Origin of the sequence: Streptomyces sp. NBC_00358 (genome assembly GCF_036099295.1) — a bacterium.
Lineage (GTDB): Bacteria > Actinomycetota > Actinomycetes > Streptomycetales > Streptomycetaceae > Streptomyces.
In genome coordinates this window covers 3,765,664-3,790,360 of record NZ_CP107976.1, presented here as the reverse complement: position 1 = coordinate 3,790,360, position 24,697 = coordinate 3,765,664, and the positions used below count along the sequence as shown (strand labels likewise).

The following is a 24,697-nucleotide window of genomic DNA, read 5'->3' as shown; positions in this document are numbered from 1 at the left end:
CGTGTGTCCGCCGGTCCTGTGCCCGGATCACCAGGCGGCGCGGGAGGCCTTGTCCTCGGAGGGGAAGAGGATCCACAGCGCTATGTAGAGCAGGAACTGCGGGCCCGGAAGCAGGCAGGACAGCACGAAGATCACGCGCATCGTGGTGGCGGAGGTGCCGAAGCGCCGTGCCAGCGCAGCACAGACTCCGCCGAGCATGCGGCCGTTCGTGGGGCGGGCAAGGGCGGTCATGGTGGCTCCTTCGCGAACCGTCGTCGAGTGCCGGCGAAGCCGGTTTCGTCGTCCTCATCGGTGCCTTCACCGATATCTTCAACGCTACGGGGACGAAGCGGGCGAAGCCTCGCTCTACGGAGCGATCCCGACCCTGGGAATCGTCGGGGTCCGACCCTGAGCGGGCTCCTCCCGGAGTACGGCCGCGCTGCGCCTCGAATCCGCCCGGCGACGGAACCGGGCCCTGGCGGCGGGCACGACCGCGAGGTGCGCGAGGGCCACCCCGATGGTGTTCAGCATGATCGAGTCGATGTCCACGACCTGGCCCGGGACACCGGTCTGGAGCAGCTCTATGCCCAGCGACAGCAGCGTGCCGGCGGTGGTCGTGCGCAGGAGGGAGCCGAGGGAGGAGGGGGCGAGCCTGCCTCCCGCCATCGGGAGCAGGACGCCCAGCGGGGCGAGCAGGCCGAGACCCGCGGCGAGACGGCGGACCGCCACCTCGGGACCCAGGGCGAGGTCGGCTCTGATACCCGCGAAGGGCCGCAGATTGGCGGCGCTCACCCAGGGGACGTCCAGCGGGCGCAGCGTGATCCAGGCGACGAGCGCCAGGTGTGCGACGAGGAGGACACCTCCTGCCACACGGACGCGGGTGACGGCGCTGCCGCCGTCTGAACCAAGACGCTGCACGCCCCCCAAGACGCGGGGTCCGGCACGATCGGTTCCGTGGCGGGGGTTTTCGCGCCCCCGCCGTGTCACGAGCCCTCGACCGCCATGGAGGTCGGGGACTCGTCGCCCGGGGCGGCGCGCACCTCGGGCGTGCACTCGTAGCTGCGCAGCGGGGCGGGAGCGGGACCGCCCAGGACGACACTGCCGTCGTCCCGTGCCGCGGCCGAGTCCGAGAAGGTGCAGACGATCTGGGCGAGGGCCGTCGAGGTGAGGTCCTCCGGTGAGGTGCTCAGCCGGAGGGTGTCCTCGGGGTCCGCGTCGTGGGGCCCGCTGACGGTCATGCCGCCGCGTACGTCCGTCGTGTACCCGGCCTGCTCCTCCGGCGTCGAGGGTGCCACCGCCAGTTCGTCCAGCAGGGCCTGGGCCACCAGGACCCGGCGCGCCGCCTCCGCCGTACCGTCCGGGATGCGCACCGACCGGTCCACGGTCACCAACTGCTCCGAGCAGAGCAGGAAGACCTGGACCGGCACCCCGTGCGCGGACTGCGTGGAGATGTCCGGGCCGGACAGCGCGCAGGGCACCCGGGAGGGCGCCGGACCGAAGTCGGTCGGCACCTGCGTGGACCGGATACCGCACCCCGTGAGCAGCGCGGCGAGCAGCGGGACGGCCAGCCAGCGCCGAACCCTCCCCGCCCGCCGACGGCGGAACGGGCGGGCGGTACGTGGGGAGCCGGCGGCCTGGGAGGAGGGCGTGGCCCGGGGGCCGGTGGTGCGTGGGCTGGTCATCCGGCGGTGCCTTCCGTGCCTTTCCCGTGGCCGGAGCCGTCGGGGCCCCGCGGGTCGTCGGCGAGCAGTTCCGACGCGCCCTGGGGCAGGCGCAGGGTGAAGACCGCCCCGCCCCCGGGCGCGTTCGCCGCGATGATCTCGCCACCGTGGATGTGCGCGTTCTCCAGGGCGATGGACAGGCCGAGGCCGCTGCCCTCCGAACGCGGGCGGGAGGCGCTGGCCTTGTAGAAGCGGTCGAAGACGTGCGGCAGGACGTCCTCGGGGATGCCCGGACCGTGGTCCTGCACCTCGATGACCAGTTCCTCGCCCTCCAGCCGCACCGACACCCGCACCGGCGAGCCGCCGTGCTTGAGCGCGTTGCCGATCAGGTTCGCGAGGATCACGTCGAGCCGGCGCGGGTCGAGCCGGGCCGTCCTGCCGCGCTCGGCGTCGAGGTCGACCGCGTCCAGCCAGGCGCGCGCGTCGATGCACGCGGTGATCTGGTCGGCGATGTCCACGTCGTCGAGGATGAGCCGGGCGGTACCCGCGTCGAAGCGGGTCACCTCCATCAGGTTCTCGACGAGATCGCCCAGGCGCCGGGTCTCACTGACGACCAGCCGTACGGCCGGCTCGATCATCGGGTCGACGCTTCCGGTCTCCGCGTCCAGCTCCTCTTCGAGGATCTCGGTGACGGCGGTGATCGCGGTCAGCGGCGTCCGGAGTTCGTGGGACATGTCGGCGACGAAGCGCCGCGACGCCTCGTCGCGCGCGCTCATGTCCGCGACCCGTTTCTCCAGGGCCTCCGCCGTCCGGTTGAACGTCCGTGACAGATCGGCGAGTTCGTCCGTCCCGGAGACCCGCAGCCGGGTGTCCAGCTTGCCCTCGCCGAGCCGGCGGGCCGCGATGCCCAGCCGGTGGACCGGCTTGAGGACCGTGGTCGCGGCGGCCTGGGCGAGCAGCGCCGAACCGATCAGCGCGAGCCCCGTCGCGATCCCCAGCGACCAGGCAAGGGAGTTGAGGTCCTTGGCCTCCGGCTCCAGGGACTTGAGCATGTACCCGGTCGTGCTGCCGTCGATGACCCGCGCGCCGCCCACCAGATACGGCTTGTCGTGGTCGGTGATCCGCTGCCAGTACAGGTGGTACGCGGACTTGTTGTTCGAGGACAGCGGCTGCTGCTTGTTCACCGCCTTCCGGAGGGACTCGGGTACGTCCTCCAGGGTGAAGGTGTCCAGCTCCGAATTGCCGGTGATCGTCCGGCCGTTCGCGTCCTCGGCGGTCAGCAGCACGCTGAACCGCTGACTGCTGTTCGCCATCTGCCCGGCCGTGCGCTGGAGTTCGTCCTGCGCGGGATGCACCGGCAGCATGCTCGCGTGGTTGCGCATCTCCTGCTGGAAGTCGCGCAGCACCGCGTCCTGGGTGCGCGTCAGCACGGCCTCGCGGTTGAGCCAGTACGCGATGCCCGAGGCGGACACGGCGGCGGTGAGCGCGACGAGCCCGAACACCACGACCAGGCGCAGCCGCAGACTGGTGAAGCGGAGACCGGACAGCAGTGCCTTGCGCGCCGCGGCCCAGCCGCGGAGCTTGTCCTGCGGTTTGGTCACTGAGGGTTGTCCAGCCGATAGCCGACGCCGCGCACGGTACGGATCAGGGTGGGCGAGGACGGCACGTCCTCCACCTTGGCGCGCAGCCGCTGCACACAGGCGTCGACCAGGCGGGAGTCGCCCAGGTAGTCGTGCTCCCACACCAGCCGCAGCAACTGCTGGCGGGACAGCGCCTGTCCGGGCCGACGGCTCAGCTCCAGGAGCAACCGCAGCTCGGTGGGCGTCAGTTGCAGATCCTCGCCGTTCTTCGTGACCGTCATCGCGGCACGGTCGATGACCAGAGAGCCGAACGACGCCGAGTCGTTGGCCTCCCGCTCGCCGCGGCGCAGCACGGCACGGATCCGGGCGTCGAGCACCCGGCCCTGCACGGGCTTGACGACATAGTCGTCGGCGCCGGACTCCAGTCCGACCACGACGTCGATGTCGTCGCTGCGCGCGGTCAGCAGGATGATCGGCAGCTGGTCGGTGCGCCGGATGCGCCGGCACACCTCGAATCCGTCGATGCCGGGCAGCATCACATCCAGCACGATCAGGTCCGGCCGCTGCTCGCGCAGCAGCTTCAGACCGTCCTCGCCGGTGGCAGCGGTGGCCACACGGTGTCCCTGGCGCGTCAAAGAGAGCTCCAGGGCCGTACGGATGGCGTCGTCGTCCTCGATCAGCAACAGGGAAGGCACGGACGTCATTCTGGCCCATGTCATGCTCGGGTATCGACCGTTGGAGCGCTCCCACTCGTCTCCCGCACGCAACGAAGGCCTCCGCGGGCCGTGATGACGGCTCAAGTGGTCATCTGCGTAGTCGTACCGCTCTTCTCTGTGATCGCACTGTGCCGCGCCCGCGAACGGCCCCTGTGACAGGTCTGTGACAGTCGGCGGACACGGCCATGAAGTGAGCCCGGCAAGCTTTTGGACACAAGGCAGGACGCACGACGGAACGAACCGAACAACCGGGACTCCACGACGGGGGGCGCGAGATGAACACGCTGCACAGCACAAGTACTGGCGCAGTTGTCACGCGGCTCCACGACGTCACCCGGGCCGGGGAGAAGTCCGGCGCGGTGATCGGGCGGGGGTGCGATCGCGGCGCCGGACGTCAGCACACCACGTACATGGCGGTTGTTGACGCGTTCAAGGGGGAGAACACGGCGGCGCCGGCCGCGGTGGGTACGGCCGGGGGGAAGGCTCACGGGGGAGCCGCGTACAGGGAGGTCACGGGGGAGCGTCACTCCGGGGCGGGGACGGCGGACGCCGAAGCGGCGTTCACCGCCTACGTCCAGGAGCGCCGCGCCTCCCTGTACGCAACCGCCTATCACCTGACCGGTGACCGCTTCGAGGCCGAGGACCTGCTGCAGAGCGCGCTGTTCTCGACGTACCGGGCGTGGGACCGGATCAGCGACAAGGCCGCGGTCGGGGGCTACCTCCGCCGCACCATGACCAATCTGCACATCAGCGCGTGGCGCCGCCGCAAGCTGAACGAGTACCCGACCGAGGAACTGCCGGAGACGCCCGGCGACACGGACGCCATGCGCGGCACCGAACTGCGCGCGGTCCTGTGGCAGGCGCTGGCCCGGCTGCCCGAACTCCAGCGCACGATGCTGGTCCTCCGTTACTACGAGGGCCGCACCGACCCGGAGATCGCGGAGATCCTCGACATCAGTGTCGGCACGGTGAAGTCCAGCATCTGGCGGTCGCTCCGCCGGATGCGCGAGGACGAGGTCCTCAGCTTCGGCCGTGACGAGGAGGAGTCCTTCGGGGAGCTCGTCGCCTGAAGGTACGGGGGGCCGGTTCCGGGGGGAGCCGGTGACGGGGGAGTCGGTTCCGGGGGGAACCGACGCACAACGGGGTCACGGGGAAACGGGTCACGGGGAGCCAACCGTGTCACGGGGGACCACGGGGGAAAGCACGGGGGAAAACGGAAGAAGGTCCAGGCGGACGGGGGTTCGCCTGGACCTCTTTTCGTTGCCCGGGAACCGACGGGCCGGTCCCCCAAGGGAGTTGGGCCCGTGGGTTCGCGCCGATGCCCACCGGGCAACGGGCGCCGTGCTACGCCGCTGCCGCCCGGCTGGACGGCCGGGGGCCGGCCGCCGCGGCCGTCAGCCGGCCGAGCGCCTCGTCCCGGTCGCACGGGTGAGCGCCCAGTGCCGCCTGGCGGGCCACGATGGAGCGCTCGGCACGCATCAGCCGCCAGCCGCGCCGCAGCAGGAAGGGCACCGACTTGCGGCCCTCCCTCAGATCCCGCACGAAGCGCCGCCGGAACGTGGTGACCGCGCCCCGTGACAGGCACAGCGCGTCGGCGAGCAGGCCGAGTTCGCGGCAGCGCCCGACGATCTCGGCGGCGAAGATCCCTTCCGCGATGAACAGCGGTGTCCGCCCGATGCCCAGGGCCTCGGTTCCGGTGCGGGCGCTCAGCGAGATGTCGTAGACGGGGATGGTCGTACGTCCCGTACGGCACAGCTCCTCGATCGCGGCGACGGCGGTGTCCGCGTCCCAGGACGACGGGTGGTCCCAGTCGATGTCCTCGCTGCCCTCGACCTGGGGCAGCGTGGGGTCCGTGCCCTCCTTGTAGAAGTCGTCGAGACGGAGCACGGGGAGCTTGGAGTCGGCGGCGAGAAGGGACTTCCCGGAGCCGGAGGGGCCGCAGAGCAGCACCACGCGGGCGGGTATCGGGGGAGGGGAACCCAATGGTCTGTACCTTCTGTGACGGGTCCGGCGGCGCCGCGCGTCGGCGCGGCTCCCGGCCATTATCCCCGGCTCCGGGGCCCGGGGGGACTGGCGCTGATATGCCTGTTGACCCGCAGGGGCGAACCGGATGCCATGACCGCCCCGGACGCGGCCCGGGTCAACTACTCTGCGTGTCGCTTCAATTGCTCTCCGCTTTCCGCTCTCCGCTAGTCAAAGAGGAAAACCTGATGGCGCGACACGCAGCCCAGCAGAACACCCTGGCCCGTAAGACCGCGCGGATCGCCGCAATGGTCGGTATGGCCGCTGCCGGTGCGGCCGTGGCCTCCCCGGCGGCCTTCGCGAGCACGGCCCCCGTCGTGAACGCCCTGGATACCCGGCCCGCCTCGCTCGGCGACGTCGACCCGCAGGCGGGTCTCCAGGCACTGACCGGCACCGTGGGGCATGTCACGGGCACCGTCGAGGGACTCAAGCCCAACCCGCTGGCCGGTACCGGCGTGGACCCGCTCGACAACGCCGTGGGCACCCAGCTCGCCGACTTCAAACCGCTGTCCTCGAAGGCCCTGACGGGGCCGGTGGCGGAGGCGCAGTCGATCGGCGCCATCCCGGTGGCGGGGCAGGCGGCCGGGCTCCTTCACTAGAAGCTCCCGCATGGGCCGTCGACGGCACCTGGGCATGAGAGAGCCGCGCTCCCCCTGGACGGAGGGGAAGCGCGGCTCTCTCGTGCGCGGAGCCCCGGGGACACGGATCGGGGCTCCGCGACATCTTGGCGCGTAGGCGCGCCGTGCGCCGGGCGGAGACGGATCAGTAGGACGAGCCGCCCGCTCCCAGGGAGCCCGTCGGGTGCCAGACCGTCTTGGTCTCCAGGAAGGCCGTCAGGCGCTCGGTCCCGGGAGTCCGCGCGTAATCCACAGCCTGTGGACGAAGAACGCGCTTCAGGTTGTCCGCGGCCGCGATCTCCAGCTCCTTGGCCAGTACGTCGTCCGCGCCGGCGAGGTCGATCGCGTTGACGTCCTGGTGCGCGGCCAGCGGGGCCGCGATCTCCGCGGTCCGGCCGGACAGGATGTTCACGACACCGCCGGGCACGTCGGAGGTGGCCAGCACCTCGCCCAGCGACAGGGCCGGGAGCGGGGACTTCTCGCTGGCGATCACGATCACCGTGTTGCCGGTGGCGATCACCGGGGCGATCACCGAGACCAGGCCCAGGAACGACGACTCCTGCGGGGCGAGCACCGTGACGACACCGGTCGGCTCCGGGGAGGACAGGTTGAAGTAGGGACCCGCGACCGGGTTCCCGCCGCCCACGACCTGGGCGATCTTGTCGGTCCAGCCCGCGTACCAGACCCAGCGGTCGATCGCCGCGTCGACGACGGCCGCCGCCTTCGCCTTCGACAGGCCCTCCGCGTCGGCCACCTCGCGGACGAACTGCTCCTTGCGGCCCTCCAGCATCTCGGCGACGCGGTACAGGACCTGCCCGCGGTTGTACGCCGTGGCGCCGGACCAGCCGCCGAACGCCTTGCGCGCGGCGACGACCGCGTCACGGGCGTCCTTGCGCGAGGACTGCGGAGCGTTCGCCAGCCACGTGCCCTTCGAGTCGGTCACCTCGTACACCCGGCCGCTCTCGGAACGCGGGAATTTGCCCCCCACGTACAGCTTGTAGGTCTTGAACACGCTCAGACGGCGCTGCTCGGACTTGTCCACTGCCTTCTCCGCTGCGCTCATTTATCGCTCGCCCTCCGGGCTCGACGGGGCGAGGTACGCCTCCAGGCCGTGACGACCGCCCTCGCGGCCGAAGCCCGACTCCTTGTACCCGCCGAACGGCGAGGTCGGGTCGAACTTGTTGAACGTGTTGGACCAGACGACACCCGCGCGGAGCTTGCTCGCGACGGCGAGGATGCGGGAGCCCTTCTCGGACCAGATGCCCGCGGAGAGGCCGTACGGGGAGTTGTTGGCCTTGGCGACCGCCTCGTCCGGGGTGCGGAACGTGAGGACGGACAGCACCGGGCCGAAGATCTCGTCGCGGGCGATGGTGTGCGCCTGCGTGACGTTCGTGAAGAGCGTCGGGGCGAACCAGTAGCCGGAGGACGGGAGTTCGCAGGCCGGGGACCAGCGCTCGGCGCCCTCGGCCTCGCCCTGCTCGACGAGCGAGGTGATGCGCGAGAGCTGCTCGGCGGAGTTGATCGCGCCGATGTCCGTGTTCTTGTCGAGCGGGTCGCCCAGACGCAGCGTCGACAGACGGCGCTTGAGCGAGTCGAGCAGCTCGTCGTGGATCGACTCCTGGACCAGCAGACGCGAGCCCGCGCAGCAGACCTGGCCCTGGTTGAAGAAGATGCCGCTGACGATGCCCTCGACGGCCTGGTCGATGGGGGCGTCGTCGAAGACGATGTTCGCGCCCTTGCCGCCCAGTTCGAGCGTGACCTTCTTGTGCGTGCCCGCGATCTGGCGGGCGATCGCCTTGCCGACGGCGGTGGAGCCGGTGAAGGCCACCTTGTCCACGTCCGGGTGCTCGACGAGGGCCGCGCCCGCGTCGCCGTACCCGGGAAGGATGTTGACGACACCCTTGGGCAGGCCCGCCTGGCGGCAGATGTCCGCGAAGAACAGCGCCGTCAGGGGCGTGGTCTCGGCGGGCTTCAGGACGACCGTGTTGCCGGTCGCCAGCGCCGGGGCGATCTTCCACGCCAGCATCAGCAGCGGGAAGTTCCACGGGATGACCTGGCCGGCGACACCCAGCGGGCGCGGGTTCGCGCCGAAACCGGCGTGGTCGAGCTTGTCGGCCCAGCCCGCGTAGTAGAAGAAGTGCGCGGCGACCAGGGGGAGATCGGCGTCCCGGGTCTCCTTGATCGGCTTGCCGTTGTCCAGCGTCTCCAGGACGGCCAGCTCGCGGCTGCGCTCCTGGATGATCCGCGCGATGCGGAACAGGTACTTGGCGCGCTCGGAGCCCGGCAGTGCCGACCACTTCACGAAGGCCTTGCGGGCGGCCTTCACCGCGCGGTCCACATCCGCCTCGCCCGCCTGGGCGATCTCGGAGAGGACCTCCTCGGTGGAGGGGGAGACGGTCTTGAAGACCTTGCCCTCGGCGGCCTCGGTGAACTCACCGTCGATGAACAGGCCGTAGGAGGGGGCGATGTCGACGACGGAGCGGGACTCGGGCGCCGGTGCGTATTCGAATGCGGAAGCCATGATGGATCAGTCCACCGTCACGTAGTCGGGGCCGGAGTAGCGGCCGGTGGCCAGCTTCTGACGCTGCATCAGCAGGTCGTTCAGGAGCGAGGACGCGCCGAAGCGGAACCAGTGGTTGTCCAGCCAGTCCTCGCCCGCGGTCTCGTTCACCACGACCAGGAACTTGACGGCGTCCTTGGTGGTGCGGATGCCGCCGGCCGGCTTCACGCCGACCTGGACCCCGGTCTGGGCACGGAAGTCGCGGACGGCCTCCAGCATCAGCAGCGTGTTCGCGGGTGTCGCGTTCACGGCCACCTTGCCGGTGGAGGTCTTGATGAAGTCGGCCCCGGCCAGCATGCCGAGCCAGCTCGCCCGCCGGATGTTGTCGTACGTCGACAGCTCGCCGGTCTCGAAGATGACCTTCAGCCGGGCGGCGCCCGAGGCCTCCTTCACGGCGACGATCTCGTCGTACACCTTCAAGTATCTGCCCGCGAGGAACGCCCCGCGGTCGATGACCATGTCGATCTCGTCGGCGCCCGCGGCGACCGCGTCGCGCACGTCGGCCAGCTTCACGGGGAGCGCGGCACGGCCGGCCGGGAACGCGGTCGCGACGGAGGCGACCTTCACCCCGGAACCGGCGACGGCCTCCTTCGCGACGGCCACCATGTCGGGATAGACGCAGACCGCCGCCGTGGTGGGCGCCGTGCGGTCGGTCGGGTCCGGGAGCACCGCCTTGGCGCCGAGCGCCCGGACCTTGCCCGGGGTGTCCGCGCCTTCCAGCGTCGTCAGGTCGACCATCGAGATGGCGAGGTCGATGGCGTACGCCTTCGCGGTGGTCTTGATGGAACGGGTGCCGAGCGAGGCGGCGCGCGCCTCCAGGCCGACCGCGTCGACGCCGGGCAGCCCGTGGAGGAAGCGGCGCAGCGTGCTGTCGGACGCGGTTACGTCGCCGAGTGCGTTTGCAGCAGGTGCAGAGGTGGGCATGGTCACCAGACGAGCATATCTACGCGCGTAGCGGCTGTACAGCCCCGGGGTCGGCCGAGGGTTTTTTCACACCGGGGCCGGGCCGCCCGCCCCCGCGGAACCCACCAGATCCCCGGAACCCGGGGTTCTCCTCCCCCTCCCCACAACCTTCTCTCGCCCCCTCCGCCCCATACCTGGGGCTCCGCCCCGGCCCCCGCTCCTCGAACGCCGGAGAGGCTGGATCTCCACGCCGATGGGGGGCTGCACCCAAGCCACCACGCACCCGCACCCGGGTACGTACGGAAGGGGCCGCGCCGGTACATCAAATGCCCGCAGGCCGGACGGATCGGAATTACGCACACTTCGAAACCCCGGTGGGATCCGTTCGGATGCGGGCGGATGTACCGGCACGGCCCCGCCCCCCCCACTGGACGGCACCCGCCCCCACCGGACGGACCCGCCCCCCGACAGGAGCCCGCTCGCTCACCCGCCGGAGGCGCTCGCGTCGATCTGCCAGCAGGCCGCCGTGAAGCGGACCTCCGTGCCGTGGACGAACGGCTCGAACGCGGCACGGACCGTGTCGACGATCCGCGCCCGGGTCCGTTCGTCCGTCCCGGGCAGGGCGAGACCGACCGGACCGAACCGGCTGAAGTACGGGACCAGCCTCGCCTCGGGCAGCACGCAGGCCGCGTCGACGGGCCGGATGCCGATCCCGCCCCAGCCGCTCTCCTCCAGCAGTCGGCGCACCCTGTCCGCGTCGGACAGGGCGAACTGCCCCGGCGCGTCGGGCCGACGCTTCGGGAGGTCCGGCAGAAACGGTGCCGCGGCGCGTTCGGCCGTCGTCATGAACGGGTTCTCCGCGATGTCGCGCCAGACGACGAACCGCAGTCGGGCACCTTCCTTCGCGGCCCGCCGCAGGTTGGTGAAGGCCCGTACCGGATCCTCGAAGAACATGACGCCGAACCGCGAGACGACCGCGTCGAAGACGCCGGGCTCGAAGACGTGGTCCTGGGCGTCGGCGCGGACGAAGGAGGCCCGCGCGTCCTCCCGCGCCGCACGCGCCCGGGCGGCCTCGACCATCGTCCCGGAGATGTCGACGCCGACGCACCGGCCCTCGGTGCCGAGCCGCCGCGCGAGGGCCACCGTCGTACCGCCCGTCCCGCAGCCGACATCGAGCACCCGGCCTCCCCGCCCGGCCGGAACCGCTTCGACGAGCAGTTCCTCCAGCGGCGCGAACAACGCGTCCACCAGGTCCTGGGCCTCGACCCAGGCGTTCCCGGCGGGGCCGTTCCAGCGCGCCGCCTGCTCGCCACCGCCCGCCTTGTCGTCCCTGCGGATGGGTTCCATGAGGCCTCCCGTGCTTGCCGTGATGACGCGGAGATGACGCGGAGATGACACCGTCCCAGTTCAAGCCGACCCGAGGCCAAGAGGATGCCGGATCAGGCGGCACGCCGCCGCCTGTCCCGCGCCGCGCCACCTGGAATGCCCGAATTTCCGCCGGACGCCGGGGGCCGTCGTGACCGGCCCCGCCGAGGTACCGGGGCGACGGGCCGGGCGAGGGCTTTCGCGACCGTAGTGAGACCCCACCGAGCTCAAGCGCGCGGCACACGTCGTGCACAATCGGGACCATGACCACCGACCACCAGTCACCCCTTCCGGACGCCTCGCGACCCGAGGCCAGGGACCGGATCTACCGGTCACCCTCCGGTATCGCGGGCGGCGCCCTTCTGCTGTTCATCGTGGGCTGGCTCGGCGTCGACGCGCTGGTCTCCGGACACGGCCGCACCCCGTGGCTGGCGCTCGCCGGGCTGATCCTCGCCGTCCCCGTGGTGAGCGCCTTCACCCTGCGCCCCGCGGTCTACGCGAACGACGACCGGCTGCGCGTCCGCAACCCGCTCCGCGTGATCAAGCTCCCCTGGGGCCAGGTCGCCTCGCTGCGCTCGCACTACTCGAACGAGGTCGTCGACACCTCGGGCACGAAGTACCAGTTGTGGGCGGTGCCCGTGTCGCTGCGTGCCCGCAAGAAGGCGACCAGGCAGCCCCTGCGGGGCACCGGAGGCGAAGGCCGTCTGTCGTCGCTGGGCCGTCCGTCCTCCTTCGGCCGGGGCGCCGCCGCCGACGCGCCGGCCCGCCCCGAGACCGACCGGATCATGCAGGAGCTGCGTGAGACGGCCGAGTCCAGGGCCACCGCGGACACTGCCCAGGGCGAGGTCACGGTGCGCTGGGCGTACGAGGTGATCGGCCCCGCCCTCGCAGGCGCCGTCCTCCTCGCGATCCTGCTGGTCACGGGCTGACGTAGCCCATCGCGGGGCCGCGCCCCGCACGGCCGCGAACGCCGTTCCCCACCCGGAGACGAAGCCGAGGGCCCGCCGTACAACCGCCCCCGTGGTCCGAGTCCCAGGGAAACGATGAACACCGACGTCCGGCGGACACTGCCCGCCACCGCGATACCCGACGGCTGCCTCCCCTGGACCACGGAACACACCAGGCGCTGGACGCGGGTACTGCCGCCGGGCTGGATACCGGTGCCACGGGTCGGGCTGCGGGTTCTCAAGCTGGTGCTGCTGACCGGCGCGCTGGCCGCGCTGGGCCTGACCGCGGCCGGCCTGCCGCCGTACCTCGCGACGCCGGCCGGGCTCCTCCTGGTCCTGCTGCAGCTACGGCCCGAGGCCGTACGGGTGTGGGCGCCGCCCCTGGCCCTGGCGGCGGTCGTCCTGCGTCCCGCGCCGGTCCTCCCCGTCCTCGCGGGCGCACTCCTGCTGACCGCGGCCGCCCTGGCGATCTCCGCGACGCGACTGCGAGCGCGGGAGCGGCAGCGGGAGGCGGCGCTGACCGCCTCCGGAGGTGTGACGGCACCCCTGCCGGACGCGGACCGGCCCATCGGGCGGGGCCGGTTCCTCTCCGGGCTCGGGATCACCCTGATCCTGGCGGGCGTTCCGGTGATGGCGACCGCCGGTCTGTGGGACTCCTCGGAGGGCCGCGCCGCGGCGGCCGTCGCGGGCTGTTTCGTGGCCGGGCTGGGTGTCACCGCGCTGCTCTCCGGAGTGCTGGGCAGGCGGCGGGCCGCCGCGCTGCGCGCAGCGCCCGCACCGGTCCTGCGCGTCCTGGTGCGCGGGACGGGACGAGGCGGCGTGAAGGTCTTCGCCGCGGACGACGTGGCGGGCCTGCGACCGCTGTTCACCGTCGGCGTGGTCCCGCTGGACCACGACAGGGACAACGACACGGCCGTCGTGGAGGAAGCCGTGACGGACACCGTGGCGGACCTGGCCGACCTGGCGGACCTGGGGGACGTCGCGGACCGGGCGCGGTCCGCCGACCGGCTCGACGACGACCGGGCGGAGCCGCTGCGGGAGGCGGTCCTGTACGGGACGCCGTACGACGGTGCCGAGGTCGTCCTCGTCAGCGCCGCGCCGAAGCCCGGTGACCCGCCGGTGACGGAACGGTCGTCCGGGCCCGTACGTCCGCTGTCGGAGGGCGGCGTGCGGCGGCGCCTGGAGCGGGCGAAGCGGGCGGCGGCACGGACCGCGGCGGACGACGAGGAGCACCTCGGCCTGGTGGAGGCCGCGCGTCTGACGAGCCCGGTGCCGGTCCGCCGCTGGCGCGCGGGCGCGGTGGACCGGCTGTCCGGCTTCCTGATGGTGGTGTGGGGCGTCCTGCTGTACTGGATCTCGACCGACGGGGACGTCGGTCTCTGGAAGGACATCCTGGTTGTCCTCACCGGCCTGTACGGCGCGTTCCGCATCCCCGTGAAGCTGTGCTGGCGCGTCACCGCCGACCGCACCGGGCTCTGGCTGAACGGCCTGCGCGGGACCACCCACATCCCGTGGGACGACGTCCGCTCGGTCCGCCGGGAGTCCCTCGAACTCAAGCTGCGCTGGCACGGCGACGGGTCCTGGACGGTCTCCGCGCCCCGCTGGGCCCGGCTCCAGCGTCGTCGGGGTGTGACCCACCCGTACGACGTCCTGGCCGCCGAGGTCACCGCCATGCACACCGACCCCGCCCTGCGCCCCACCGGCGACAGCGAGGAGCGCGAGCGGGGGCGCCCCCTGTGGCCGCTGGCGGTGCCGTTCGTCCTGGCGTGGCTGACGGCCGTGCTGGTCGGCCTGACGGGGTTCCTGGACGGGTGAGCCGGGGCGCGACGGCCCGAGCTCCCGCGACGCGACGGCGGGCACGGGCTGTGGAGGGAGGGTGGTGGCCGACCGGTGGCTTCCGGCTTCAGGGTGCGCTCGGCCACACCAGGACCATGTACGCGCCGCAGTACGCCGAACCGAGCACCGCGGCCGTGAGGAACAGGGACCGGAAGCGGCGTGAGGCACGGGCCAGGTGCAGGGCCGCGGGGAGCAGCAGCGGGAAGCCGGGCAGCAGGAAGCGGGCGCGCGGGAAGTAGACGCCGCCGCTGCCGAGGACGATCAGCAGCAGGACCCCGGTGAAGACCAGCAGGGGCAGCGGCTGGCGGTCCCAGACGGAGAGCCCGTACAGCACCACCGCCGCCAGCAGGGTCACCGTCACCATGATCAGGAACAGCTCGGGCGACGAGTTCTGCGCCAGTACCTCGCGCAGCCGGCGCACGGTCTCCGCCCCGCCGTCCCACTCGTTGTGCCACAGCCGCTGCACGGCGATGTAGCCGTCCCAGCGGCCCAGGCGCAGGCCCACCCAGCCGACGTAGGCGAGCCAGCCCGCCGGTGCCAGGGCGGCCGCCGCGAGCGGCCGTACCGAGAAGCCCCGGCGCAGTGACAGCAGCGCGGCCACGGCGACGGCGACGGCGACCGCGATACCGGTCGGCCGGGTCAGTCCGGCCAGCGCCGCCAGCGAGGCCGCCCACATCAGGCGGCCGGTGAGCACCGCGTACAGCGCCCACGCGGCGAACGCCGTGAACAGCGACTCCGTGTAGCCCATCCACTGGACGAGACCCACCGGCAGGGCCGCCCACAGCACGGTCAGCAGCACCCCGACGCGGCGGTCGTGCAGCCGGCTGCCCACCGCGTGGACGCCCCACGCGGCCAGGAACGAGCATCCGACCGTGACGGCCAGCCCGGTCGTGGCGCGCGAGCCGGGGGTCAGGACCGCGACGGCCTTGACCAGCAGCGGGTAGAGCGGGAAGAAGGCCAGGTTGTTCGCGTCGAACGCGGTGCCCAGATGGTGGGTGTAGCCGTGGTCGGCGATGCCTAGGTACCAGTCCGCGTCCCACTGCGCAGCCAGGATCGGCCAGAGGCCGTGGTGTCTGCGGTGCGCCCAGAACGCGAGCGCGAGCAGGCCGGTGACGCGGACGGCCGCGTAGCCGAGGAGTGCGGGGGCCGCGTGCCGGAGGGAGACGCGGACGGCGGCGAGGAGGCCGGGGGCGCCCGGCGCGCGCCGGGCGGTCGGGACACCGGGGACACGTCCGCCCGGGGCACCGCGGGGCGGGGCGGACGTCGGCCGGGAATCGGTCGAGGGCACGCGGCAGCTCCTGGGACTCGACGGTGCGCTACCGGTAACCGTTCCTCGGTCGTCCGGTGGCGCACGGGAGCGCTGCGTCAACTGCCATGCGGAAGTCACCCGTAAGAGGGTGTACGGGCGGGTCCTGGCCCGGTGGGAGGCGGCGGACGGGCCGCCTCCCACCGGGCGGGGATTCAGATGCCGGCCGCGGCCGACAGATCCCGCTTGATCGCCGTCAGCAGCCCGGCGGCCTTCGCGTGGGCCGCCGGGAGGTCTCCGTGGCCGCCGACGGGCACCACGACCTCCAGGTAGCACTTCAGCTTGGGCTCGGTGCCGCTCGGGCGGACGATGACCCGGGCGCCGTCCAGGGTGTAGCGCAGACCGTCCGTCGGCGGCAGCCGGTCCGTCCCCAGGGTCAGGTCCTCGGCCCTGGTGACGGCCAGCCCCGCGAGCTCCGTGGGCGGCCGCTCGCGCAGCCGGCGCATGGCGTTCGCGATGACCGACAGGTCCTCCACCCGGACCGAGAGCTGGTCGGTGGCGTGCAGCCCGTACGTGACAGCGATGTCGTCGAGGAGGTCGAGCAGGGTCCGGCCCCGCTCCTTGAGCTCGGAGGCCAGTTCGGTGATGAGCAGGGCGGCGGTGATGCCGTCCTTGTCGCGCACGCCGTCGGGGTCGACGCAGTAGCCGAGCGCCTCCTCGTACCCGTACCGCAGACCCTCCACGCGGGCGATCCACTTGAAGCCGGTGAGCGTCTCCTCGTACGGCAGTCCCGCGCCCTCGGCGATCCGGCCGAGCAGCGAGGAGGAGACGATCGACTCGGCGAAGACGCCGCGCGCGCCCCGGCGCACCAGGTGCTCGGCGAGCAGCGCGCCGACCTCGTCGCCGCGCAGCATCCGCCAGTCGGCGCCGGACCTCACGGCCACGGCGCACCGGTCGGCGTCCGGGTCGTTGGCGATGACCAGGTCGGGTTCCGCCGCGCGGGCCGCCGCGAAGGCGAGGTCCATCGCGCCGGGCTCCTCCGGGTTGGGGAAGGCCACGGTCGGGAAGTCCGGGTCGGGCTCGGCCTGCTCGGCGACGAGCACCGGCTCGGGGAACCCGGCCCGCGCGAAGGCGGCGAGCAGCACGTCCTTGCCGACGCCGTGCATGGCCGTGTAGACGGTGCGGGCGGTGCGCGCCGAGCCCTCGGCGAGGACGGCGTCCGTACGGGCCAGATAGGCGTCCAGGACTCCCTCGTCGAGGATCTCCCAGCCCGAGTCGGGGCGGGGCACGTCGGCGAGCGCGCGGACCGCGTCGATCTCGGCGGCGATCTCAGCGTCGGCCGGCGGGACGATCTGCGAACCGTCGCCCAGGTACACCTTGTAGCCGTTGTCGCGGGGCGGGTTGTGGCTGGCGGTGACCTCCACGCCCGCGACCGCGCCGAGGTGCCGTATGGCGTAGGCGAGGACGGGCGTGGGCAGCGGCCGGGGCAGGACGGCGGCGCGCAGGCCCGCGCCCGTCATCACGGCCGCCGTGTCCCGGGCGAAGTCCGCGGACTTGTGGCGGGCGTCGTAGCCGATCACCACGAGGCCGCCGGTCCGTCCCTGGGCCTTGAGATACGCGGCGAGTCCGGCCGCGGCCCGGATGACCACGGAGCGGTTCATCCGCATCGGTCCCGCGCCGAGTTCACCGCGCAGGCCCGCGGTGCCGAACTGGAGCGTGCCGCTGAAGCGGGCGGCCAGTTCGGTGACGTCCTCGGCGTCGACGAGCTTGGCGAGTTCGTCACGGGTCTCCGCGTCGGGGTCCTCGGCCAGCCACGCCTTGGCCCGCGCGATGAGTTCGTCCTGCACCTCGGGTGCACCTCTCTTCGGTCGTACGGTTCCGTGTACCCCGGGTGTGTCCCGGGTCGTTCCGTCCCCGGGCGCCGGGGCGGGTTCCGCCGCTTACAGGCGATCCAGTACCTGGGTCAGGAGTTCCCCCATGCGCGCGGCCGAGTCGCGGCCGGCCTGGAGGACCTCCTCGTGGTTGAGGGGCTCGCCCGTCATGCCGGCGGCGAGGTTGGTGACGAGGGAGATGCCGAGGACCTCGGCGCCCGCCTCGCGCGCGGCGATGGCTTCGAGCGTCGTCGACATGCCCACCAGGTCGGCCCCGATGACCCGGGCCATGCGGATCTCGGCCGGAGTCTCGTAGTGCGGGCCGGGGAACTGCGCGTAGACGCCCTCCTCCAGGGAGGGGTCGACCTCCTTGCACAGCGCGCGCAGCCGCGGCGAGTACAGGTCGGTGAGGTCGACGAAGTTCGCGCCGATGATCGGCGAGGTGGCCGTCAGGTTGATGTGGTCGCTGATCAGCACGGGCTGGCCGGGGCGCATGCCCTCGCGCAGGCCGCCGCAGCCGTTGGTGAGGACGATGGTCTTGCAGCCGGCGGCGACGGCGGTACGTACGCCGTGCGCGACGGCGGCGACTCCGCGGCCCTCGTAGAAGTGGGTGCGGCCGAGGAAGACCAGGGCGCGCTTGTCGCCGATGCGGTACGAGCGGATCGTGCCGCCGTGGCCCTCGACCGCCGGCGGCGGGAAGCCGGGCAGCTCGGTGACCGGGAACTCGGCCTCGGGGGTGCCGAGGGCGTCCACGGCGGGAGCCCAGCCGGAGCCCATCACGAGGGCGACGTCATGGGTCTCGGCACCCGTGAGCTCGCGCAGGCGCGTGGCGGCGGCGTCAGCGGCGGCGTGGGGGTCGCCCTGGATGTCGTCCGGAAGAAGAGATGCGTTCACGCGCAAGAGGGTAGCCGGTCTGGGCCTACGCGCGTAGATGACAGAGCTCACGGTCTTGCGATCGTTGTCTTGTCGTTTCCGACGAGAGAGGGGGGAGGGGGCGCTGCCTGAGCGGTCGCCAGGGTGCTCGGGTGCTCGGGCGGAGAATCCGGCCGAGACGGACGGGCGGGCGGGAAACGCGCGGCGGAACGGCGGGCGCGGGGGTGCCCTGACAGGGGGGCGAGTGGGGCGGGCCGACGGGCAGGACGCCGCGGAGCGGCGAAGATGCCGCCGCGGGGTGGGTGGGCGCGTCCAGCGCCACCGGCCTCAGCAGGGGCGCTTGCGGAGCTCCATGACGTAGTCGTGCGGAGCGCCCGCCGACTCGGCCGCGTCCGCGAGCTCGCCCAGGTAACGCGCCGAGGGCAGTCCCCCCTCGTACCCGTTCAGTACATAAAGCCACGCGGCTTCCTCACCCTCCAGTGTGTGCACCCGTACACGCATCCGACGGTAGACGTCGAGGCCGACGCCCTCCCAGCGGTCCATGGAGTCCTCGTCCAGCGGTGCGATGTCGTACAGCGCCACGAAGACCTGGGACCGCGGCGCCTCGACGATCGTGGCGAGCGCGCCTTCCCAGCCCATGTGCTCGCCCCCGAAGGTCAGCCGCCAGCCGTTCAGCCAGCCCGTGGCGCGCAGCGGCGAATGCGGGGCGCGGCGCGTCATGAGCCGCGGGTCGAGATTGCCGGCGTACGCGGCGTAGAGCGACATGGGATCGAGGGTACGGCAGCGACACGCGGGCCTCCCGCGTAACAAAGTGGCTCGGATGCCGCGAACTCGGGGCCCCTGGGCGGAAGCACCTTGAAGCGTGCGGGACAATGGAGTACGTGACTCGGATCGTGATCATCGGTGGCGGACCCGGCGGATATGAAGCGGCGCTGGTAGCCGCGCAGCTCGGCGCGGAGGTGACCGTCGTCGACTGCGACGGTCTGGGCGGGGCGTCGGTGCTCACCGACTGCGTGCCGTCGAAGACTCTCATCGCCACGGCCGAGGTGATGACGACGTTCGACTCCTCCTACGAGGAGCTGGGGATCATCGTCGCCGACGACACCCCACCCCTGGAGCAGGCCGCCCGGGTGGTCGGGGTCGACCTCGGCAAGGTCAACCGCAGGGTGAAGCGCCTCGCGCTCGCCCAGTCGCACGACATCACGGCCTCGGTGACCCGCGCCGGCGCCCGCGTCCTGCGCGGCCGCGGACGGCTGGAGGGCATGCAGGCCCTGGACGGCTCCCGCAAGGTCGTCGTCAGCGCCGCGGACGGCGCCGAGGAGACCCTCACCGCCGACGCCGTACTCCTCGCCACCGGCGGGCACCCGCGTGAGCTGCCCGACGCGCAGCCCGACGGCGAGCGCATCCTGAACTGGACCCAGGTCTACGACCTCGACGAGCTGCCCGAGGAGCTCATCGTGGTCGGCTCCGGTGTCACCGGCGCCGAGTTCGCCGGCGCCTACCAGGCGCTCGGCTCCCGCGTCACCCTCGTCTCCAGCCGCGACCGTGTGCTGCCGGGCGAGGACCCGGACGCCGCCGCCGTCCTGGAGGACGTCTTCCGCCGCCGCGGCATGAACGTCATGGCCCGCTCCCGCGCCGAGTCCGCCAAACGGGTCGGCGACCGCGTCGAGGTCACGCTCTCCGACGGCCGGATCATCAGCGGTACGCACTGCCTGATGGCCGTCGGCGCCATCCCCAACAGCAGCGGGATGGGTCTGGAGGAGGCCGGCGTCAGGGTCCGCGACTCCGGGCACATCTGGACGGACAGGGTCTCCCGCACGACCGCTCCGGGCGTGTACGCGGCGGGTGACGTGACCGGCGTCTTCGCCCTCGCGTCCGTCGCGGCCATGCAGGGCCGTATCGCCATGTACCACTTCCTCGGCGACGCGGTGGCCCCGCTGAACCTGAAGACGGTCTCCTCGAACGTCTTCACCGACCCCGAGATCGCCACCGTCGGCTACTCCCAGGCGGACGTCGACGCGGGCAAGATCGAAGCCCGGGTCGTGAAGCTGCCGCTGCTGCGCAACCCGCGCGCCAAGATGCAGGGCATCCGCGACGGCTTCGTCAAGATCTTCTGCCGCCCCGGCACCGGCATCGTGGTCGGCGGCGTGGTCGTATCCCCGCACGCCTCGGAGCTGATCCACCCCATCTCGATCGCGGTCGACAACAACCTGACGGTCGAGCAGATCGCGAACGCGTTCACCGTGTACCCGTCCCTGTCCGGCTCGATCGCCGAGGTGGCACGACAACTGCACACCCGCAAGACCGCGGGCGAGGGCTGACGGCGCCGGGCGCCTCTCCGCTGGTCACAGGGAGTCGGCGCCCGTGCGGACGGCACAGGCGGGGCGAGTAGGCACGTATACCACTTAGCGCCCCGGCATGCGAACAACTTCTGTTATTCGGCGCAAACTGCTGAAAGCAGACGGTCGTTGGGGTTACTGTCAGTTTCGTGTTCGCTGCAGAACGTCGCCAATTGATCCTCGAAATGGTGCGAGCGAATGGGGCCGTGTCGCTCCGTGAGCTCGCCCGCGTCGTCCAGACCTCCGAAGTGACCGTACGGCGGGACGTGCGCGCACTGGAGGCAGAAGGACTCCTCGACCGCCGGCACGGCGGTGCGGTACTGCCGGGCGGGTTTACGCGGGAGTCCGGCTTTCCGCAGAAATCGCATCTCGCGACCGCCGAGAAGACGGCCATCGCCGATCTCGCCGCGGGTCTCGTCGAAGAAGGCGAGGCCATCGTGGTGGGGGCGGGTACCACCACGCAGGAGCTGGCTCGCCGGCTCGCGCGGGTGCCCGGCCTGACCGTCGTCACCAACTCCCTGCTGGTGGCCCAGGCGTTGGCCCATGCCAACCGTGTGGAGGTCGTGATGACCGGCGGCACCCTGCGCGGTTCCAACTACGCGCTGGTCGGCTCGGGTGCGGAGCAGTCCCTCCAGGGCCTGCGCGTCTCCCGGGCGTTCCTCTCCGGGAGCGGGCTGACCGCCGAGCGCGGACTCTCGACGTCCAACATGCTCTCGGCGTCCGTGGACCGCGCTCTCGTCCAGGCGGCCGCCGAGGTCGTGGTCCTCGCCGACCACACCAAGCTCGGGACGGACACCATGTTCCAGACCGTGCCGACCGACCTGATCACCCGTCTGGTCACGGACGAGCCGCCCGCCCATGACGACCGCGCCGCCACCGAACTGCAGGCCCTGGCCGATCAGGGCGTCCAGATCGCGGTGGCCGGGTCATCGGCATCGGGCGGTGCGGGAGGAGATCCGCACCCGGCGGGACGCCAGCCGCGCCGGGACGTACCGCTCCCGGGCCCGCGCCGGGGCCAGGTGGTCCCGGGCTCGGGGCCGCAACTACGGAGCGCGACGGTGATGGGGGACCAGCCCCCGGCCGAAAGGGCGCGGGTGGCCGACCTTCGACGCCGCTGAGCGGTGCCGAAGGGCCGGCGGCCGGGCTCCTTGTCCGGCCCGGTCGGCTCATGGCTTAAGGCCGCGCAGCGTCAGGTTCAGCAGACGGTCGGCCAGCGCGGGGTCGTCCGCGGTCTCCTCCGCCGCCAGCGCGATCGCGTTGGTCAACTGGAGGAGGTCACCGATGGAGACGTCGGGGCGCACGGCCCCCGACTCCTGGGCGCGGAGCAGCAGGGCGCTGCCCGCCTCACGCATCGGGCCGCTGCACCGGGCCAGATGGGAACCGTCGTCCCGTGACGCCGACATGAGGGCGCGCGCGAGTCCTCGGTACTCACCCGCGTGAGTGATGATCTCGCGCAGCCACTCCACCAGGGCGGTGCACGGCTGCGGGGCGTCGAGCAACTCGCGCGAGCGGGCCAGCAGATCTTTCACGGCCTCCTCGAAGACCGCACTCATCAGCGCGTGCCGATTCGGGAAGTGCCGGTACAGCGTGCCGATTCCGACGCCCGCGCGCCGGGCCACGTCCTCCAGCGACGTGTCGGTGCCGTGCTCGGCGAACGCGGAGCGCGCCTCGGCGAGCAGCCGCCCGTAGTTGCGCCGGGCGTCCGCCCGCATGACACGCGGCGCACCTGGAACTCCTGGACCCGGAGCGGGCCCGGACGTCCCGGCCCGCTCCCTCGCGGTCGCGCCCACCATGGCCTCCACCCGCCCTCTCCCGCCGCCCGGCTGCGCTCCAGGATGCCACCGGCGGCTCCCGGGCGGACTCCCGCGGATCGCACGGTGGGAGGCTCGAAGCATCATTGCCGGTTGCGCGGACGCGGGGACGGGCGCCGTCGTCGGCACAGCGAAGCGCCCGGCGGGCCGCGATTGCGGCCCGCAGGGCGCTTCGGACGCTACGGGACGGGTGAGTCACCCGGCCGCGTCGCTCAGTGCTGCACAGTCCTTGATCCGGGCTGTTCAGTCCTTGATTTCGCAGATGGGGGCGCCGGAGGTGACGGAGGCGCCGACCTCGGCGCTGAGGCCCTTGACGGTGCCGGAGCGGTGGGCGTTGAGGGGCTGTTCCATCTTCATGGCTTCCAGGACGACGATCAGGTCGCCCTCCTTGACCTCCTGGCCCTCCTCGACGGCGACCTTGACGATGGTGCCCTGCATCGGGGAGGCGAGGGTGTCGCCGGTGGCGGCCGGGCCGGACTTCTTCGCGGCGCGGCGTTTGGGTTTGGCGCCGGCGGCCAGGCCGGTGCGGGCCAGCGACATGCCCAGCGAGACGGGCAGGGAGACCTCCAGGCGTTTGCCGCCGACCTCGACGACGACGGTCTCGCGGCCGGGCTCGTCGTCGGTGTCGGTGTCGGCCGGGGCGGTGAAGGGCTTGATCTCGTTGACGAACTCGGTCTCGATCCACCGGGTGTGGACGGTGAACGGGTCGCTGGAGCCGGTGAGTTCGGGGGCGAACGCCGGGTCGGTGACCACCGCGTGGTGGAAGGGGATCGCGGTGGCCATGCCCTCCACCTTGAACTCCGCCAGTGCGCGGGCGGCCCGTTGCAGGGCCTGCTCGCGGGTGGCGCCGGTGACGATCAGTTTGGCGAGCAGGGAGTCCCAGGCCGGGCCGATCACGGACCCGGTCTCGACGCCCGCGTCCAGCCGGACGCCGGGGCCCGTGGGGGGTGCGAACAGGGTGACGGTGCCGGGGGCGGGCAGAAAGCCGCGGCCCGGGTCCTCGCCGTTGATCCGGAACTCGATGGAGTGTCCGCGCAGTTCGGGATCGCCGTAGCCCAGTTCCTCACCGTCGGCGATGCGGAACATCTCGCGCACCAGGTCCAGGCCGGCGACCTCCTCGGTGACCGGGTGTTCGACCTGCAGGCGGGTGTTGACCTCCAGGAAGGAGATCGTGCCGTCCGTGCCGACGAGGAACTCCACCGTTCCCGCGCCGACGTAGCCGGCCTCCTTCAGGATCGCCTTGGACGACGCGTACAGCTCGTCCACCTGCGCCCGGGACAGGAAGGGGGCGGGGGCCTCCTCGACCAGTTTCTGGTGGCGGCGCTGCAGCGAGCAGTCCCGGGTGGAGACGACGACCACGTTGCCGTGGCTGTCGGCCAGGCACTGCGTCTCCACATGGCGGGGCTTGTCGAGGTAGCGCTCCACGAAGCACTCCCCGCGCCCGAACGCCGCGACGGCCTCACGCACCGCCGACTCGTACAGCTCGGGGACCTCTTCGAGGGTCCGGGCGACCTTCAGGCCGCGGCCGCCGCCACCGAACGCGGCCTTGATCGCGATCGGCAGCCCGTGCTCCCGCGCGAACGCCACGACCTCCTCCGCCCCCGAGACCGGGTCCGGGGTGCCCGCGACGAGCGGGGCGCCGGCGCGCTGTGCGATGTGCCGGGCGGCGACCTTGTCGCCCAGGTCACGGATCGCCTGCGGCGGCGGGCCGATCCAGATCAGTCCCGCGTCCAGCACCGCCTGGGCGAAGTCCGCGTTCTCCGAAAGAAAGCCGTAACCGGGGTGGACGGCATCCGCGCCCGAGTCCTTGGCGGCCTGCAGCACCTTGGCGAAGTCCAGGTAACTGGTGGCCGGGGTGTCACCGCCCAGCGCGAACGCCTCGTCCGCCGCACGGACATGCGATGCGTCCCGGTCCGGTTCCGCATAGACGGCAACGCTCGCGATCCCGGCATCCCGGCACGCCCGGGCCACGCGGACAGCGATTTCGCCACGGTTGGCGATGAGCACCTTGCGCACGATGGCTCCCTCCTTGAAAACAAGCCGAGTTTAGGGACAGCCAACACGACGTTTCGACCTGTCCCCAGTGGTGAGCTTGCCCACACGGAGCGTGATACGAGGCTCGCCCTACCCGCGAAATCCCTTGTCGTGCCAAGGCACGCCGGAATCCTTCCCTGAACCCTAGCCCGCTGGTGTGGCCAAGGTCTCTGTGACTCCGTGCTGCGGCCCACAACGATTCTTTGTGGAGTCCCTACGAATGGCCCAATGATTCTTTGCCCTGGGCAGAACCCTTGTCCCGGGGTTTACCCGTTAGTAGCGTTCGGGATGTCTCGAACGTACTTGGGGTAACAGCACGCGGAAGTGGGTGGGGCCG

The 24,697-nt window shown here is 72.1% G+C and carries 22 protein-coding genes; 6 read left to right on the top strand and 16 right to left on the bottom strand.

The features are described 5' to 3' along the window. Positions 1 to 27: 27 nt before the first annotated feature. The 5 genes from OHT01_RS15780 to afsQ1 form a co-directional block, all read right to left on the bottom strand. Positions 28 to 231, bottom strand: coding sequence for a PspC domain-containing protein (locus OHT01_RS15780; RefSeq protein WP_328553799.1), 204 nt, complete (start codon positions 229 to 231; stop codon positions 28 to 30). A gap of 114 nt (positions 232 to 345) precedes the next feature. Beyond that, complete coding sequence (locus tag OHT01_RS15775) at positions 346 to 897, bottom strand: VanZ family protein (protein ID WP_328553798.1); 552 nt, start codon at positions 895 to 897, stop codon at positions 346 to 348. 65 nt (positions 898 to 962) lie between these two features. Then, positions 963 to 1,661: a hypothetical protein gene (locus tag OHT01_RS15770; protein WP_328553797.1), complete on the bottom strand. Its 699-nt coding sequence runs from the start codon at positions 1,659 to 1,661 to the stop codon at positions 963 to 965. Further along, complete coding sequence (locus OHT01_RS15765; RefSeq protein WP_328553796.1) at positions 1,658 to 3,241, bottom strand: HAMP domain-containing sensor histidine kinase; 1,584 nt, start codon at positions 3,239 to 3,241, stop codon at positions 1,658 to 1,660. The genes OHT01_RS15770 and OHT01_RS15765 overlap by 4 nt, the downstream gene beginning before the upstream one ends. Further along, on the bottom strand, positions 3,238 to 3,915 hold the full coding sequence (gene afsQ1, locus OHT01_RS15760) for a two-component system response regulator AfsQ1 (RefSeq protein ID WP_037625670.1): 678 nt from the start codon (positions 3,913 to 3,915) through the stop codon (positions 3,238 to 3,240). The genes OHT01_RS15765 and afsQ1 overlap by 4 nt, the downstream gene beginning before the upstream one ends. Positions 3,916 to 4,211: 296 nt before the next feature. On the opposite strand from afsQ1, the gene OHT01_RS15755 reads away from it, so the two are divergent. Further along, positions 4,212 to 5,006 carry a SigE family RNA polymerase sigma factor gene (locus OHT01_RS15755; protein ID WP_328553795.1) on the top strand — a complete coding sequence of 265 codons (795 nt, stop codon included), beginning with the start codon at positions 4,212 to 4,214 and terminating at the stop codon, positions 5,004 to 5,006. 274 nt (positions 5,007 to 5,280) lie between these two features. On the opposite strand, the gene OHT01_RS15750 is transcribed toward OHT01_RS15755, so the two are convergent. Next, complete coding sequence (locus tag OHT01_RS15750; protein WP_328553794.1) at positions 5,281 to 5,919, bottom strand: uridine kinase family protein; 639 nt, start codon at positions 5,917 to 5,919, stop codon at positions 5,281 to 5,283. Between the two features lie 227 nt (positions 5,920 to 6,146). Between OHT01_RS15750 and OHT01_RS15745 the strand changes: the two genes are divergently transcribed. Next, entirely contained in the window at positions 6,147 to 6,557 is a 411-nt protein-coding gene (locus OHT01_RS15745) for a hypothetical protein (RefSeq protein ID WP_328553793.1), read from the top strand. Positions 6,558 to 6,720: 163 nt separating this feature from the next. Here OHT01_RS15745 and OHT01_RS15740 read toward each other — a convergent pair whose 3' ends face one another. From OHT01_RS15740 to OHT01_RS15725, 4 genes are all read right to left on the bottom strand, one after another. Beyond that, positions 6,721 to 7,638, bottom strand: a complete 918-nt coding sequence (locus OHT01_RS15740; protein WP_328553792.1) for an aldehyde dehydrogenase family protein — start codon at positions 7,636 to 7,638, stop codon at positions 6,721 to 6,723. Further along, on the bottom strand, positions 7,639 to 9,096 hold the full coding sequence (locus tag OHT01_RS15735) for an aldehyde dehydrogenase family protein (protein WP_328553791.1): 1,458 nt from the start codon (positions 9,094 to 9,096) through the stop codon (positions 7,639 to 7,641). A gap of 6 nt (positions 9,097 to 9,102) precedes the next feature. Beyond that, a complete protein-coding gene (deoC, locus tag OHT01_RS15730; protein ID WP_328558133.1) occupies positions 9,103 to 10,059 on the bottom strand; it encodes a deoxyribose-phosphate aldolase in 957 nt (318 codons plus the stop codon). Positions 10,060 to 10,521: 462 nt separating this feature from the next. Further along, positions 10,522 to 11,385: a class I SAM-dependent methyltransferase gene (locus tag OHT01_RS15725; protein ID WP_328553790.1), complete on the bottom strand. Its 864-nt coding sequence runs from the start codon at positions 11,383 to 11,385 to the stop codon at positions 10,522 to 10,524. 281 nt (positions 11,386 to 11,666) lie between these two features. On the opposite strand from OHT01_RS15725, the gene OHT01_RS15720 reads away from it, so the two are divergent. Then, on the top strand, positions 11,667 to 12,332 hold the full coding sequence (locus OHT01_RS15720; RefSeq protein WP_328553789.1) for a PH domain-containing protein: 666 nt from the start codon (positions 11,667 to 11,669) through the stop codon (positions 12,330 to 12,332). A gap of 114 nt (positions 12,333 to 12,446) precedes the next feature. Then, positions 12,447 to 14,165, top strand: a complete 1,719-nt coding sequence (locus OHT01_RS15715; RefSeq protein ID WP_328553788.1) for a hypothetical protein — start codon at positions 12,447 to 12,449, stop codon at positions 14,163 to 14,165. 88 nt (positions 14,166 to 14,253) lie between these two features. On the opposite strand, the gene OHT01_RS15710 is transcribed toward OHT01_RS15715, so the two are convergent. The 4 genes from OHT01_RS15710 to OHT01_RS15695 all read right to left on the bottom strand — a co-directional run bounded on the left by OHT01_RS15710 (position 14,254) and on the right by OHT01_RS15695 (position 18,941). Then, positions 14,254 to 15,474 carry a hypothetical protein gene (locus OHT01_RS15710; protein ID WP_328553787.1) on the bottom strand — a complete coding sequence of 407 codons (1,221 nt, stop codon included), beginning with the start codon at positions 15,472 to 15,474 and terminating at the stop codon, positions 14,254 to 14,256. Positions 15,475 to 15,647: 173 nt separating this feature from the next. Further along, the gene (locus OHT01_RS15705; protein WP_328553786.1) at positions 15,648 to 17,279 is read right to left on the bottom strand and encodes a phospho-sugar mutase; all 1,632 of its coding nucleotides are present in this window, start codon (positions 17,277 to 17,279) and stop codon (positions 15,648 to 15,650) included. Positions 17,280 to 17,372: 93 nt separating this feature from the next. After that, on the bottom strand, positions 17,373 to 18,197 hold the full coding sequence (locus tag OHT01_RS15700) for a purine-nucleoside phosphorylase (protein WP_328553785.1): 825 nt from the start codon (positions 18,195 to 18,197) through the stop codon (positions 17,373 to 17,375). A gap of 306 nt (positions 18,198 to 18,503) precedes the next feature. After that, on the bottom strand, positions 18,504 to 18,941 hold the full coding sequence (locus OHT01_RS15695) for a gamma-glutamylcyclotransferase (protein ID WP_328553784.1): 438 nt from the start codon (positions 18,939 to 18,941) through the stop codon (positions 18,504 to 18,506). 107 nt (positions 18,942 to 19,048) lie between these two features. Between OHT01_RS15695 and OHT01_RS15690 the strand changes: the two genes are divergently transcribed. Both OHT01_RS15690 and OHT01_RS15685 read left to right on the top strand, forming a co-directional pair. Next, positions 19,049 to 20,497 carry an NAD(P)H-quinone dehydrogenase gene (locus OHT01_RS15690; protein ID WP_328553783.1) on the top strand — a complete coding sequence of 483 codons (1,449 nt, stop codon included), beginning with the start codon at positions 19,049 to 19,051 and terminating at the stop codon, positions 20,495 to 20,497. Between the two features lie 203 nt (positions 20,498 to 20,700). Beyond that, on the top strand, positions 20,701 to 21,633 hold the full coding sequence (locus OHT01_RS15685) for a DeoR/GlpR family DNA-binding transcription regulator (protein ID WP_443043401.1): 933 nt from the start codon (positions 20,701 to 20,703) through the stop codon (positions 21,631 to 21,633). A gap of 48 nt (positions 21,634 to 21,681) precedes the next feature. On the opposite strand, the gene OHT01_RS15680 is transcribed toward OHT01_RS15685, so the two are convergent. Continuing rightward, positions 21,682 to 22,227, bottom strand: coding sequence for a TetR/AcrR family transcriptional regulator (locus tag OHT01_RS15680; RefSeq protein ID WP_328553781.1), 546 nt, complete (start codon positions 22,225 to 22,227; stop codon positions 21,682 to 21,684). Between the two features lie 342 nt (positions 22,228 to 22,569). Next, complete coding sequence (locus tag OHT01_RS15675) at positions 22,570 to 24,342, bottom strand: acetyl/propionyl/methylcrotonyl-CoA carboxylase subunit alpha (protein ID WP_328553780.1); 1,773 nt, start codon at positions 24,340 to 24,342, stop codon at positions 22,570 to 22,572. Positions 24,343 to 24,697 lie beyond the last annotated feature (355 nt).

Excerpts from the sequence above, each read along its gene's own strand:
- OHT01_RS15780 (WP_328553799.1), bottom strand. The coding sequence starts at position 231 with ATGACCGCCCTTGCCCGCCCCACGAACGGCCGCATGCTCGGCGGAGTC.
- OHT01_RS15770 (WP_328553797.1), bottom strand. The coding sequence starts at position 1,661 with ATGACCAGCCCACGCACCACCGGCCCCCGGGCCACGCCCTCCTCCCAG.
- OHT01_RS15755 (WP_328553795.1), top strand. The coding sequence starts at position 4,212 with ATGAACACGCTGCACAGCACAAGTACTGGCGCAGTTGTCACGCGGCTC.
- OHT01_RS15745 (WP_328553793.1), top strand. The coding sequence starts at position 6,147 with ATGGCGCGACACGCAGCCCAGCAGAACACCCTGGCCCGTAAGACCGCG.
- OHT01_RS15740 (WP_328553792.1), bottom strand. The coding sequence starts at position 7,638 with ATGAGCGCAGCGGAGAAGGCAGTGGACAAGTCCGAGCAGCGCCGTCTG.
- OHT01_RS15735 (WP_328553791.1), bottom strand. The coding sequence starts at position 9,096 with ATGGCTTCCGCATTCGAATACGCACCGGCGCCCGAGTCCCGCTCCGTC.
- deoC (WP_328558133.1), bottom strand. The coding sequence starts at position 10,059 with ATGCCCACCTCTGCACCTGCTGCAAACGCACTCGGCGACGTAACCGCG.
- OHT01_RS15725 (WP_328553790.1), bottom strand. The coding sequence starts at position 11,385 with ATGGAACCCATCCGCAGGGACGACAAGGCGGGCGGTGGCGAGCAGGCG.
- OHT01_RS15720 (WP_328553789.1), top strand. The coding sequence starts at position 11,667 with ATGACCACCGACCACCAGTCACCCCTTCCGGACGCCTCGCGACCCGAG.
- OHT01_RS15715 (WP_328553788.1), top strand. The coding sequence starts at position 12,447 with ATGAACACCGACGTCCGGCGGACACTGCCCGCCACCGCGATACCCGAC.
- OHT01_RS15695 (WP_328553784.1), bottom strand. The coding sequence starts at position 18,941 with ATGTCGCTCTACGCCGCGTACGCCGGCAATCTCGACCCGCGGCTCATG.
- OHT01_RS15690 (WP_328553783.1), top strand. The coding sequence starts at position 19,049 with ATGGAGTACGTGACTCGGATCGTGATCATCGGTGGCGGACCCGGCGGA.
- OHT01_RS15685 (WP_443043401.1), top strand. The coding sequence starts at position 20,701 with ATGGTGCGAGCGAATGGGGCCGTGTCGCTCCGTGAGCTCGCCCGCGTC.
- OHT01_RS15680 (WP_328553781.1), bottom strand. The coding sequence starts at position 22,227 with ATGCGGGCGGACGCCCGGCGCAACTACGGGCGGCTGCTCGCCGAGGCG.